9 protein-coding genes are annotated in these 14,085 nt (G+C 54.7%); 1 reads left to right on the top strand and 8 read right to left on the bottom strand.

Features of this window, described 5'->3' with window-relative positions:
• Nucleotides 1–46 precede the first annotated feature (46 nt).
• Nucleotides 47–1,636, top strand: a complete 1,590-nt coding sequence (locus MKX42_RS11405) for a response regulator (protein WP_340757668.1) — start codon at nt 47–49, stop codon at nt 1,634–1,636.
• On the opposite strand, the gene MKX42_RS11400 is transcribed toward MKX42_RS11405, so the two are convergent.
• The 8 genes from MKX42_RS11400 to MKX42_RS11365 form a co-directional block, all read right to left on the bottom strand.
• Nucleotides 1,612–4,479 carry a glycosyl hydrolase 115 family protein gene (locus tag MKX42_RS11400; protein ID WP_340752597.1) on the bottom strand — a complete coding sequence of 956 codons (2,868 nt, stop codon included), beginning with the start codon at nt 4,477–4,479 and terminating at the stop codon, nt 1,612–1,614. The two genes, MKX42_RS11405 and MKX42_RS11400, sit on opposite strands and share 25 nt — an antisense overlap.
• A 426-nt stretch (nt 4,480–4,905) precedes the next feature.
• Complete coding sequence (locus MKX42_RS11395; RefSeq protein WP_340751609.1) at nt 4,906–6,024, bottom strand: IS4 family transposase; 1,119 nt, start codon at nt 6,022–6,024, stop codon at nt 4,906–4,908.
• Between the two features lie 177 nt (nt 6,025–6,201).
• Nucleotides 6,202–7,065: an IS3 family transposase gene (locus tag MKX42_RS11390; RefSeq protein WP_339311273.1), complete on the bottom strand. Its 864-nt coding sequence runs from the start codon at nt 7,063–7,065 to the stop codon at nt 6,202–6,204.
• An 11-nt stretch (nt 7,066–7,076) separates the two neighbouring features.
• A complete protein-coding gene (locus MKX42_RS11385) occupies nt 7,077–7,394 on the bottom strand; it encodes a transposase (protein WP_340750981.1) in 318 nt (105 codons plus the stop codon).
• A gap of 590 nt (nt 7,395–7,984) precedes the next feature.
• Nucleotides 7,985–9,895 carry a DUF2264 domain-containing protein gene (locus MKX42_RS11380; protein WP_340752596.1) on the bottom strand — a complete coding sequence of 637 codons (1,911 nt, stop codon included), beginning with the start codon at nt 9,893–9,895 and terminating at the stop codon, nt 7,985–7,987.
• Nucleotides 9,896–9,908: 13 nt separating this feature from the next.
• On the bottom strand, nt 9,909–11,045 hold the full coding sequence (locus MKX42_RS11375; RefSeq protein WP_340752595.1) for a glycoside hydrolase family 88 protein: 1,137 nt from the start codon (nt 11,043–11,045) through the stop codon (nt 9,909–9,911).
• A 44-nt stretch (nt 11,046–11,089) separates the two neighbouring features.
• Nucleotides 11,090–12,901 (bottom strand): hypothetical protein, encoded by a 1,812-nt coding sequence (locus MKX42_RS11370; protein ID WP_340752594.1) that lies wholly within the window; start codon nt 12,899–12,901, stop codon nt 11,090–11,092.
• A 38-nt stretch (nt 12,902–12,939) separates the two neighbouring features.
• Entirely contained in the window at nt 12,940–14,082 is a 1,143-nt protein-coding gene (locus tag MKX42_RS11365; protein WP_340752593.1) for a DUF2264 domain-containing protein, read from the bottom strand.
• Nucleotides 14,083–14,085: the final 3 nt, after the last annotated feature.

The following is a 14,085-nucleotide window of genomic DNA, read 5'->3' as shown; positions in this document are numbered from 1 at the left end:
GACAGACAATACGAATACAGATCGGAGGGGATGTCCCTTGTATAATATGATTATTGTGGATGATGAGGAGCGGGCGCGGGTAGGCATAAGGACCCTGATTGACTGGCAGTCGCACGGCATCCATATTATAGGCGAAGCCAGAGACGGCCTGGAGGCACTTGAACTCCTGGATACCTATGCGGTCGATATCATGCTAACGGATATCCGGATGCCGCAAATGGACGGACTGGAGTTAATCAAGGTTGTCTCTGAGAAATACCCCAGCGTCAAATCGGTCATCATGAGCGGACACGATGATTTCGCCTATGCCCAGCAAGCCATAAGATCCGGGGTCAGCAATTATCTGCTGAAGCCGAGCCGCCGGCAGGAGATTCTGAGCACGGTTCTGGCCATCACGGAGCAGATTCAATCGGAGAAGCTGGAGATTACTACGCTAGAGCATCTGCGGCAAGGCTTCCGGGAGAGTCTGCCCCTGCTGAAGGAGAAGACGTTAAGCCAGCTCATTCTCACCGAGAGTCCCTCGTATTCCAGGCTGCTGGCTAATCTGAAGATGAACCAGCTGGTTTTCCCTTATCTGCTGTATGGCATTATTCTGCTGCGGATCGACAATTTCCAGCTGCTGCATGAGAAGTATATGCATGAGGATACGGAGCTGCTGAAGTACGGACTGAAGAATATTTGCGAGGAGTCGCTGCCGGAGGCTGTGCTATGTGTTGCCTTCGAGCATCAGGACGATATTGTGCTAATCCTGAATATGGACGAGCTGCCGGATCAGGAGGATTTAAGCGGTTATATCCGGATTATTCAGGAGAATATCGCCAGCTTCTTGAGGTTCACCGTGTCTGCCGGGATCGGAAGTATCGACAAGAATATTGAGCATCTGCGCCACTCCTTCGTGGAGGCCTGCCAGGCCTTGAATACAACGAACTACACAGGCATTGCTAAAATCGTGGAGTACAGCGGAGAATTCGATGCCGAGTCCTCTCAATCCTCCTATCCCCTGCATGAGGAGCAGGAGGTGCTGAAGGCGGTACGCGGCGGTTCTCCCGGAGACATTGCCGATAAGCTCACGCTGTTCAATGTAGCCCTGCAGCCCGAGACGGTGTCCAGGGACCAGGTGATCAAGTCGAGCTTCGCCCTGTTCTTCGCCCTGTATAAATTATGTATTGAGAACAATGTCAACGTAAATAAAGTCTTTGGGCAGAATCTGACCGAGCTGATCCATGTCCTGTCCCGCTCCAGTCTGGATAACCTGTTCCAGTCGCTGCTGGAGACGGCCCAGCGGGTCAGTGAGCATTTGACGTCCAAGAAGAACAGCAACAAGCTGCTCGAAGCGGCCAAGAGCTATATCGGCGAGCACTTCATGAAGGATATCAACCGCGAGATCGTCGCCAGGGAGATCTATATTACCCCCGGGTATTTAAGCCTGCTGTTCAAGCAGCAGCTTAAGATCAGCTTCATCGATTATCTGCACAAGGTCCGCATCGAGCATGCCTGCCAGCTATTCAAAGATCCCGGAATGCGGATCGAGGATATCGCTCTGCAGTCCGGGTATAACGATACGAAATATTTCTATCAGGTGTTCAAAAAGTATAAAGGTCTCACGCCCAATCAGTTCCGCAGCAATACGGAGTAAGGGGTCAGGAAGCTCTCCTGCGGCCCCAGATAGGATGCCGGCAGCGGCCTGCGGGACAGCACCAGCTTCTGCAGGACTAGCCCGGCATCCAGGCCGTAAAAGCGCAAGGTATGCTGCCCCGGGGTCAGAGGGTGACGGGTCACGGAGACATGGGCATTGTCCATTACAGCACGGCACCATGGCCCGTTGCTGTGGTTGCCGCCTTCGTAATCCGGCGGCAGCGCATCAGCGGTGACCGGCACTTCCCCGTCGAACCCGGCAGCATACTTCAGTCCGCTGACCGGCGACAAATGATTCGTCGGCGCAAGATAGACGCTAAGCAGGTATTCACCCTCGTGCCGGACGAACAGCCGGTACTCCAGATAAGGAGCCTTCTCCGGCTGGCCGAAGGAGACGCCGGCCGGGAACATTTTGACAGCTGACAGCGTCCGGCCGCAGTTCTCTATAATCTTCCATTCCACCCCGCTGCGCGATACGCGGCTGATGGCATGCTCCGCTTCCATAGACACCACTCCATGAGCCTCAATGAAAGTCGCCGGCTCGAATTCGGCAAGATCTGTCCAGTCCACAGCAACAGTAACCGTTACGCTTCCTCCGGCACCTGTCAGGATAATCTCGCCTGTTACCGCTCCCGTTACCTTCGTCCAGTCCACAGATACGCCAATCTCCGCCCCGCTGTCTATCCAGCCCTGCTCCTGGTCCAGCCTGATCCAGTCTGCGCTGATTCCCGCCTGATACTGGAACCCCGCTCCGCCCGTGCTGACAGTAATCAGGTATCGCTCTTGCAGCAGATTGGTGAACGGCGGGAGCGCGGCGGTCCCTGCGGTGTACCCCTGCTCTACTCCCTCCACCCCTACAACCAATGTGGCCTGCTGGCCGGGTATGACCCTGCTGACCTCAGGATAGCTCCAGCCCTCCGCATCCCAGCGGACATAGCCGACATGCGGAGAGCTCATCATGCCCTGCCATTTGCCATTCGAGATTCCTCTGTTATATCGCTCCTCCAGCTGCTTGTCGCGCTGAATGGCCTCTTCCACAAGAACGGCATAGCTATTAGCTAATATACTCCCGCGCTCTGTATGCAGCCTGTTCAGTCCGGCATAGATCTGCATGGCGTTCACATTGGCGGAAGCGGCTGCGGGATAATAGACCAGCTGGTAATATGCATCCCTAATCTCTTCCGGCAGCTCCAGCTCATACGCTGCCGCTGCCCGCTCCAGGCGGAGCGCCTCGGCAAGCAATCTCTGCGCCTCCTGATGATGCAGCAGGCTGAAGGTGTCCGGCCTGATAATCTCCGGCTTGCGGCGCCCGTTCATCCGGGTGTAATCCGCCAGCACTTGGGCGATTCCGGCAACCGTCTCCGGCTGGGCTCCGGCCCCGAACTGCTGCCGGGTCCAGCGCTCCGTATACTCCGCCGTCCGGTTAACCGCATCTGTTCCCCAAGCCTCGTAATCATAAGCCAGGTCCAGGAAATAAGAGACCGGCAGTTCCATAGGCTTCAGATCACCGGCATTCACCACCCAGAGCTCACGGATGCCGTAATCAAACGCCGTCGTCATCTGCTCCCACACCTTCTCCAGCGGAGTGGTATTCACCCATTCATAGGAGTGGGGACCGCCGTGATAGTCGAAATGGTAGTAGATCCCCCAGCCGGGAGAGCGCTTTTGCTCATGCTTTTCCGGGATTTTGCGCAGATTGCCGAAGTTGTCGTCCGACAGCAGAATGATCACATCCTGCAGAACGTCCCAGTCCTTAAGCCCCTCCGCTTCGGATGTACCGTACCAGTAGGTCTCAACCTCCTTGTAGACAGCCAGAACCTGCGGCAGATGCTCCAGGTTATACTGTTTCAGCAGCGCCTTCTGGGTCAGGATAATCTGCTTCAGCAGCTCAATATTCTCCTGGTCCGAGCCTTCCAGCGCCGAGTCGCTCTCGCCCCGCATACCGAGCGTCACCAGGCTCTCATACGCCCCATTGCGCTTGAGCCCATCCTCCCAAAATGCGGTAATTGCCTGGGAATTCAGGCGGAAATCCCATAGGTTGCTTGTCCCGTACTGCGCATAGACCTTCTGCCATTCGCTGCCGGCCCGGAACAACGGCTCATGATGCGAGGTCCCCATCACAATGCCGTATTCATCCGCATGCACCGCATTCGCAATAGGACTGCTTGCCCCGTTCAGGCTGAATTCCGCGCTCCACATCGCCGGCCACAGGAAATTCCCCTTCAGTCTCAGGATCAGCTCGAATACCTTATCATAGAAATGCTCATTGAAATCGCCGAAGGCATGGGTTACCCAGGAGCCAAGCGAAGGCCAGTCATCGTTGAGGAAGATCCCTCTGTATTTCACAGAGGGCTCTCTGGAGCTGCAGTTCAGCCTGCTTGCGGGAAGGGCCAGACGCTCCACCTGCTGCGGAGCCACATCGGCAAAATACACCCACGGACTCACTCCGATCAGCTCAGAAATAGCATACATGCCGTAAATCGTCCCGCGTTTATCACTGCCCGCAATGATCAGCGCCTGCTCGACTCCCGGCAGCGGCTGCTCTATGATTTGCAGCCGGTAGCATTCCCGCTTGCCTTCAATAGCAGAGACATCAAGACGGCGCTCAGCAATCAGCCTGCCGATCAGCCCATTACCGCCGACCGGCCCGGCGATAATTACAGTGCCCGTGAGCTGCTCTGTTTGGGTGAGTATTGCAGGCGCTATCCCGCTAACCAGTCTGATATCCGCGCACAAAGACTCCGCCACCCGGCGCAGCCCCTTATAGTCAGTCCCCTTCGGGTCCAGATATAGCTGAACCGCCCCTTCCGGGGCGGCAATGATAAATTCCTCGTTCAATGTCATGCTCTCATATCCTCCGCTTCTTCCGTCTTCGCATACTTATCACATTATATCGGGAGAGCGGTTACAGACTCCATGGTCTAACTAGCAAGAGTTTGTAATTTGTAAAGGAGGCGGGGTCGGGCGGCGTAGGAGCTTGAGACGTTCAGGTGGCTGAAAGAGATCGGAGAGGTTGGGGCGTTCGGGTGACTGGGTGCGTTCGAAGCGAGCGTTTGTTGACTGGGGGCGTTCGAAGCGAATATCCGGTGATAGTTGTATTCTGTACATTTAAAAACAGTGATAAGGACGGAATTCCTCTTCTAGTACCTCATCAAATTTAAACTAGTGGAGCAGACTCGATTTCCCTCCATATTACATCCTTCCCAAAAGGGAGGACTTTTATGGGCGTTTGCCCGGAATAACGGACTGAGGTGTAAGCCTGTTGATTACCTATATTTTGGTGATAATGTCAGTAACATGAGCTAAATAAATCTTCCACTCCACAGGTAGCTTTTGCAGCGTAAATAATCGATCAAACTCGGCGAACGTTAATCTAGCGCTAACATGCACAGTACTATTTCCCTGTTCAAACAGAAACTTTAGCAACACATACACCAATAAAGCCACGTATAGCTGCCCATATACTGCATTTTCTGTGGTTCCAAATAACTTGGGAATGTTTAAATGCTGCTTAATCCAACGAAAAAATACTTCAATCTGCCAACGTTTCTTATAGATGTCTGCTATGGCTTCGGGGGAGTGCCAGTGCAGATTTGTCGCAAGAATGACGGGATTCCCTTTAGGATCTTTAAGAATCACCACCCGAAACTGATTCTTGCTGAGCGCCTTAACCTTTCCTAATTGGCACGTCAAATCCTGCTCGATACTTCCCTCAAATGGGCGATTTCGCAGGCGCGGGACCGGATTCACGAGCGTGGTGTTATCCTTAAGCCGAATGACAAAATATTGCCGCTCTTTCTTCTCTTGATAGCTGTCAAACAGCTTGTGCTTCCCGTAAGCGCGGTCTGCCACCAAAATATATTGGCTGTCGAGCAGGAAGGCGCAACTGTTTAAATCATGCTGTACAGCCGGGGTCTCCGTCACTTTGTGCAATTCATTCGAGTCCCCAAGTAATCCGACATGCAGCTTAACGCCTGCTTTTCTGCCTTTAATTTGTGCCCAAGGCAAGCGGCCTTGACCGACCGAAATGGTGGTTGAATCCACGATTAACAGTTCTTTCGGAATACCGAGTGACCGCTTGGCCTTCCGATTACAGAGCCCTATCATGAGTTTCAATAGACGCTTAAATAAGGAGAAAGGAACCTCTTTAGCCTTTTTGGAAAGCGTCGAATAATTCACCGCACGTTGTCCCTGAAGGGACATCCGTTGCGCGCCGTCTCGGTACCCGTCCCACTGCTGAAACGCTGCTTCAGCTAGAAACAAAAACAAATCATACACGGTAAATTTACGCGCAACATCAATATAGTTTAATTCTTCCAGAATCGGACGTAGTTTTTCCTCGGGAATCACCAATTGCAGAATGTTTGAAATTGAAGTAGACTTTTTCATGAGGCCGCCTCGTTTCGGAAGGTTTGTAGGGGTACAAACACTTTATCGAAATGGCGGCCTTTTTGCTACCTTTTTTTGGGTAATCAACAGGCTTAACTGAGGTGCTCTTATTCAGGAAGAAAGTCGTCATTGGGGCGTGTAACGGACTCCATGGACTTCTGTCAAGAAAGTAGACTGTTACGCAACGGATTTTTTAGTGAATTGCTTAGCAAAGCGGGCGGGGGAAAGATACCCCAGTGAGCTGTGCATTCGCTTGCGATTGTAATAGAACTCAATGTATTGGAAAATAGCATCATATGCCTGTTCCGGGTTTTTGAAGCGCGGATTACAGTAGATGAGCTCTTTCTTTAAAATACTGTGCCAAGACTCAATGCAGGCGTTATCGTAACAGTTTCCTTTACGGCTCATGCTGGATTTCATGTGGTATGTCTTTAGTTGGTCGACATATTCTTTTGAGGTATATTGAGACCCTCGGTCAGAGTGGTGCAGTAGGCCCTCGCCGGGTCGCTTCGCCGTGTACGCCGCCTGCAGCGCGTCTAAGACCAGGCTCGTCTCCATATGGTTATACAGCCGCCACCCTACAATTTCTCGCGTGCATAGATCCATGACGCTAGCTAGGTATAAGCGACCTCCACGACAAGGGATATACGTGATGTCGGTGACCCATACGGTATTGGGCTTAAGCACCTTAAACTCTTGGTTCAGTGTGTTTGGTGCAATGGGATTATTATGCTTGGAATCGGTCGTCTGCACTCGGTATGGCTTAGATACAATAGAGCGGAGCTTCATTTCTCGCATGTACACACTCACTGTGCGTTCCGTGACCGTATAGCCTTCCTGATGCAGCAGGCGGGTGATCTTCGGACTTCCATACCGTTTTTGATGGTCGTCAAAATGGTACCGGATTCGCTCCATAACAGCAGCCTTGCGGAGGGCTTGCACACTGGCTTTGGCGTTCAGCCACTTGTAATATCCGCTCCTGGATACCTGTAGGGTACTGCACATCTTCTCCAAGCGAAATGCGGAGCGATGGTCCTTCATAAACTGGAATCTTAATTCCTTGGTTTGCTGAAGATGTGCACTGCTTTTTTTACGATTGCCAATTCTTCCTCTGTATCGGCAAGTCGACTGTCTTTCTCTTGGAGCTGACGGCGCATCTCTTGGAGCTCGGCTTCGAGTTCCCGTACCCGATCCATACTGGCTACCGGTTCATTCTTTAGCTCCCGGTATTTCCCCATCCACTGGTGCAGCGTACTTTTCGGAATGTCCAGCTCTTGCGCGATGTCCCCTATGCTCTTCGTCTGCTCTTGAATGAACTTTACCGTTTGCTTCTTATATTCTTCGTTGTACCGTTGTCGTTTTTCTCCCATAGGGATGCACCTCCGTTGCCCTTATTATCCCTCCGTCCGTTAACTGTCGTCTACTTTCAATTCTAATCCCACCATGGACCTTATCCCCTCCAATTCAGCTCCAAAACGTCTCGTAGAGAGACGTTAAGGTCGCCTGAGTCCGTTACGCTGCAAAAAGTGGCGTTTTCGTGGGGATAAGCTCTCTCCGGTCCGTTAGATTTTTTGGGATGATAGGGTTTCACTACATGAACTCCTGAGTTTCACAAGCTTATCCACCCTTTTAAATCTGACGCTGTACCAGTTGTATTTTTGTACATCTAAAACTGCCCCAATATGTGAAAACACGGTTATTGGGGCAGTTTAATTGTATGAATGCACCTAAAAGGTAATTCTGCTATACATCAGACGATTTAGTTGTACAAATGGCACTTATGCATAGCACTTGATTAAACTTATGAATGGGTTCAGAGACGAAACCACTTGCTATTGTGTTCGTTTCTTCGAATACATTCGTCCAATGACTTCACTCTTTGAGTCCTTTAGGCCACTTCATGCCATTTCTACTATATTAAATCCGATGCCGACGTCCTATTGAAGATGCAGCTAATGTTCTATTGTAACGGAATTATAATCTCTGCCCCGCCGGTGGTCGTGATCGTAATACGCTCCCCGCTGAACTTAACCCTCAGCATTGCTTCAGGCGACTGGTCCAGAATCGGACCGGGAGTGCGCATCTCGTCCGCTGGCGGATCTGCCGAAGGATCGCCGTACACAGCGGAGGCCAGCCAATGAACCCCAGGCTCTATAGAGGCTGTTAAGGTTGGCAGTACCGTACGGGGACGAAGCATGTTCGTATTCGCATTCGGCCAGATCAGCCCGGCCTTCGAGTAGCCCGTCAGCCCCTTGATGGCGCTCGTTCCCCATGCTGTAGCTGCCGCTGCGCCGGTTTCGCTGAGCTGCTGCGAAGGCTCTGTTTCCTGTCCCAGCGCGAACCCGCCCTCGGCGGCATCCAGCGCCCGCCCTGTCTCCAGCCGGTGAATGCGAATATGCCAGGGCAGACCCACGACTACCCAGGTGCGCACCTCAACGTCCGCCCAAGGCTTCCAGACCGACCGCAGGACGTTGTCCGTAATCTCCGATTCCAGATTCCGGCGCCGTACCCGGTAGAGGTTATCTCCTCTTTCGCTTAGCGCAAGCATAGAATCATAGGCTCCCTGTGACAATCCCCATTCTGAGCGGGGAACGCTGAACCCGAAGCCCGTGGAATAGACGAATTTCTCGTATTTGGCTGAGGTATGCGTATGCTCATTGGTAGATAGATGCCCGCTGTTGAAGGCGGCCACATGACCGGAAGCCTGCTCGCGGACCAGGACAAGATGCGGCGGATGCTGCACACTCAATGCCGGAAGCTCCGGCAGCGGCAGCTCCGGTTCACTCCAGAACGGATGCTCTGCGCCTAGAGCGAGCGGCAGGAACGTCTTCATCGCCCAATAGGGCGAACCGGGCGCATTATAATTCTCCGCCATGACCAGATTCGGATACGTGTATCCGATCGTCAGCACACCCGCAGCATCGAAGATAGGCTGGCGGAACCACCAGCGCAGATTGCGCAGGATAATGCCTTTGACCACACCGGCAGGGAAACCCTCCACCTCTGCATAAGCCAGGGCGCTCCAGAATGCAGACTGGGCGAACCGGTAGGCCAGACTGCGGCCGTAGGGAAGCGCAGCGCCGTCCGGGGCGAACCAGCCGATGAATTCAGCGGCGAACAACCGGGCGCGTTCTTTGTACAGACGGGAACGCTCCGGGTCTTCCCGGGCCATCAGCTTCGCATACAGCAGCGAATAGTAGTGGATGGCGAAAGGCCCGTAATAATCACAGTGGCCGTTAACGCCGTCGCTGTACCAGCCTTCCCCCAGATAGAACGCATCCATCCGTATCAGGTTCTTATCCAACTGCACTGCATCATAGGGCCGTCCTACTGTACGGAAGCCGACATTCACCAGCACATTGAAGAACAGCCAGTTGCAGTCGTAGCAGGGACGGGAATTGATCTGGTTCAGCCAGTTGTACAGATGCTCCTGCTCCTGCGGAGCAAGCGGCGACCAGATATGCTCCGGCACTGCCGCCAGCGCGAAGCCGAAGGCGGCCATCTCGACCAGACGCTGGTCATAGTCCCTTACATCACCCCAATACTCCTCATGGGCGGGATCGGTGCCGTGCCGGATGCCGTCCAGCACAGTGGCCCATAGCCTACTTTCCCCGCCTCCGGTGAGCAGCGGAATCAGTCCCCAGAGCACCCGGGAGAAGCCCTCCATTCCGGCGGTGGCTGACGGATAGCTGGCTCCCGTAATCCCGATCTCAAGTCTGGCGCTGCCTCTGCTATAGAGCGGCTGAAGCGGCTCTGTCAGCTGGTCAAGGGCAGCCAGCAGGTCATTCCGAGTCTTCAGCGGATTGCTCTGAATCGCCAGATCGCCTGTCCCCTGCTTTCCAACCAGCGAAATCCTCTTTTTGTTCGTCATTATCATACTCCTCCTACTCCCAGTAGAACGGGCCTGCTCCCTTGATCCGGGCCAGTGCCTCGACATAGAAGAAATCCCCGTAGATCAGCGGCACATCAATGTTCCGGTCCTCAGGATAGTTACTGGTGCCGTGAAGCAGCAGTCCTTGTTCGCCGGGATTGTCCCAAGTTCCGTAATTACGGTAGAGAGATTCCGTGATTCTAAGCGCCCCGTTCCGGTAGACATGAGCCTCTGATTCTTCCACCAGCCCGGCCAACAGCAGCAGACCGCTTGCCGCGCAGGAACCGGCTGAAGTATCGCGGATCTCCCCAACATCACCGGGAGCGCGGAAATCCCAATGCGGCACCTGATCCTCAGGCAGCCGGGTCAGGAAGAAATGTGCAACCTGCTTGGACGCATGCAGATAGCTCGGCTTGCCGGTATGATGATAGGCCAGCGCCAGCCCGTATAGTGCCCAAGCCGCGCCTCGCGACCAGGCCGATTCCGGCGCATAGCCCTGTCCGCCCAGCTTCTCTGCCACTTCGCCCGTCTCCGGGTTGAAGCTGACAATATGATAGACGGAGCCGTCCGGCCGGATGAAATGCTCCAGCACTGTATCCATATGCGCCTCCGCGATATGCCGGTAACGCGGGTCTCCGGTGACTTCGGAGGCCCAGAACAGCAGGCTGGTGTTCATGCTGCAGTCAATAATGGCGACCCCGCTGTTGTCCTCGCCTTCTCTCCAGGGATTCCAGGCCCGGATATAGCGGCCCTTCAGGTTGAAGCGGGCGGCCAGATAGTTGGCGGCCTTCAGCCCGCGGACCCTTGATTCTTCTCTGCCCGTCAGCTTGTAATTGGCAACGCTGGTAAGCAGCCACATGAAGCCTAGATCATGATCCAGCTTCACGTAGCCGTCCAGCACCTCATCCAGCCGCTCCTCGCAGCGCTCGGCTACTGCCTTCAGACCCTCGTCACCGCTCCCGGCATAGAGCTGCCAGAGCATGCCCGGCCAGAAGCCGGCGGTCCACCAGCTTGGTACCTCCAGAACATACTTGCCGCCTTGACTGGCATGCGGGAATTCGGCTCCGATGCTGATACTGTTCGTTCTCGTCTTTTCCAGTGCCTTACTCCAAGCCTCATCTACCCATGCCTGATCTATGGTTCTGCTCATATGAATCCCACCTTTGTGTGAATGATGTACCCATGCCGTACGCCTTATATAAATTGAAAAGTAAACATCAATACGCCCTCTGCTCCTGGCTGGAGAACCTGGAAGTCCAGAGTATGCCACACCGTGTCCTGGCCATAGTGATCCTGGTACACATGTGCTGTAATCTCCGGCCGGACGATCTGCGGATCGTAGATCACCTGAACGCCGTGGCCTTCGGCACCCGGTAGCAGTACTCGCCCTGTACCCGTCAACTCCGGTCTGCGCCACGTTACGAACCGTTCCGTCCAGCTTGCCGGAGCTCCGTCATAGCGGTAAGTGTCTGTCAGCTCCAGACGGGGCAGCTCCTCCTTATGCCAGACCAGCGAACGGACCAGGGATTGCAGTCCGGCTACCGGGTACGCCCGGGCCAGCTCCAGCGTCAGCTCATCCTTCGCCTCCGCTGCCGATGCATACAGCACCGTTGCCTGGAACTCCCGTCCTGCCCCCTGGTACTGGCCGTCAATAATCGGCACACTGTGGCCCTGCGACCCGTTACAGTCATAGCCGTAACGGCCGGCACCGAAATAGTCCGCCGTGTACTCACCGCTGCCCAGATCGGCCGCGAAGATCTCCCCCCGGCCGCTCAGAATGAATTGGCCCAGGTCATTATGATTATGCGGCTCGTCGTTATGGCCGCCCTTGGCCGCGAAGCCGAAGGCGCCGGCAGCGGAGATATGCCGTGCTACCAGCCAGGCTGCATCGGGCAGATAGCTGCTGCCTGCCTCCCACGACTCCTTCTCCTCTCCGGCTCTTGTCCAGATCAGATTGCGCAGAGCCGGTGCGAAGCGGCTGCAATGATCCTCTGTGAACGGGGCGCGCAGCGCAGAAGGCGGGCGCAGGACATCCGGATAGACGTCCGCCAGATAATGGGAGAGTCCCATATGCACCCGCACCCGGGGCACGGAATCGGAGAAATTAGCGACATAGCTGCCGTCTATGAAGCATTGCTGCTGGAAGCGGGCGATCTGTGCCACCTTCTCCTGCTTGAACCAGTCCAGCGTGCCTCCGCTTCTTGCACGGAGCAGATCGCTGTAATAAGTGAAATAGCCGAACCCGTAATTCCAGTAGCCCAGCCCTTCCTGGCAGGCCCCGTCTGCCCCGAAACCCCGCAGATAATAATTCATGCTGCTCTCTGTCTTCAGCAGGATCTCCGCCAGCATGTCCTTGTCCTTCACAAGCAGCAGTGCAGCCGCCCCGACAGAGCCTGCGCAGACCGCCGCCCAATTGTGAGTCGAGGTCTCCCAGAAATATGGGCCATGCGCAAGGAACGGCCGGAAGATTCTATTTCCCACCTCACTGCGTATCCGGGAGCGGAGCAGCAGCGGGAGTCGCTCTCCGAGCAGCAGCAGACATTCGCTTAAGGTAAAGCCTGTCTCGGAGGAGAACAGATCGATATGCCGATTAATGTCTGCAGCATCATGCTTCTCAGGAAGATGAGCGGGAACACACCATGTGTACTCATCGCAGATCGCCCATAGAATATCTGTAAGCTGCTCCAGAGCTGCTGCGTTCTCCGGCTCCAGCAGACTAAGGAACACATACGTATTCAATCTTCTTCTCCGTTCAAAATAAGGCCGCTCATACTCCAGTCTCGACCCCGTCTGCCGGAAAAGGGTAAACAAACGATACGTCAGCAGCGGTATAGGCTGCCCTTCCAGTCTCCGTGCCTCTGCACGAATCTCACTGATACTGGCCTGCAAAACTTTAGAAGATGCCGCCTTTCTCCAAAAAGCAGCCGAATCTCCTTGCGGATAATATAAGCTGAGATCTGCCGGCTTCATGTTCTCTACGATTGCCTTAAGTTCCTGTATGTTCATGCCCAAGCTCCCTCTCCTGTTCGCTCTGTCTGTATCCCTTATTCCAAAGCATGGTCCCGCATCACATTCTCGCCGTCCGCGATTCTCTGGGCCGTCCATTTCATGTCTTCTCCCGACCAGAAGGGGTCAGCAGGAGGCAGGCCCAGCGGCAGAAAGACAGCAGCGCACAGATACAGACTGCCCGTATTAATGTAGCTCTCGGCCAGCTCCGGCTGATAGCCGTAGATCCCCGGCTGCAGCCAGCCGTTCTCATCTAGCGTGCCCGGGTATTGCATAATCCGGCTAATGACAGCGGTCAAAGCGCAGCGCACCTGGGCAGGGGGCAGCGAGTCTTCCAGGAGATGCTGGAGCGCCGCCTGCGACAGCAGCTGAAATGCCCCGAACCGGTAAACGATAGAACGCCCGAGGAACGGGTATGTTCCGTCCGGGGCGATGCTGCGCTCCAGCACGGAGGCATATCGCTGCGCCCGCTGCAGGACCAAGGGTCTAAGCCGGGCATACTCCTCATTCTCCTGTTCGAAAAGGGTAACCACATCCAACAGCATCGGCTGAATAACAAAGCTGTTGTAGTAATCCCAGTGGAACTCCTTCCCGTCTCCATAGATTCCGTCACCCTTGTACCAGTCCATGAACATGTGGACCGCATAGCCCACCCGCATCCGGTCATAATCCGGGTCGCCCAGAGAATATAAGGCTGCTTCCACCATCGCACTGAACAGCAGCCAGTTGCTGCCGCTGGGAGCGGTCCGCCGCGTCTGCTTGAGCGCCACAATCAGATTGCCTTTGACCCGTGTGTCCAGCCGGGCTGTAACCGCTTTCGGTGCACGCACCAGCGCATGGGCCAGAAATGCCGCATCGACCAGCGGCTGGCCTTCGGTCTTGAATTCCATATAGTCAGGCGACTGCGGATCGACTGCCGCATCAATCGCTTCCAGCATCAGCCCGGCATAACGGGCTCTTAAGTGCTCTTCGTCACCCTCAAGCCCCTGAAGCTCCAGCCAGGGAGCCATTCCGCAAGCCAGCCTCGCAAAAGCCTCCAGTTGAGCAAACTGGCTGCGCCCGCTATGAAACTCCGCAGGTAACTGTTCTTTCAGTTTCCGCGCGGAAAGCGCCTCCAGGACCGGCGTTCCAATCCACAGCATCGTATCCAGCCAGTATTTACGCTGTTCTATCCCACTCATCCC

It is taken from the genome of Paenibacillus sp. FSL R7-0204 (assembly GCF_038002225.1).
GTDB lineage: Bacteria > Bacillota > Bacilli > Paenibacillales > Paenibacillaceae > Paenibacillus_AQ.
This window is presented reverse-complemented; position numbering and strand designations above follow the sequence as displayed.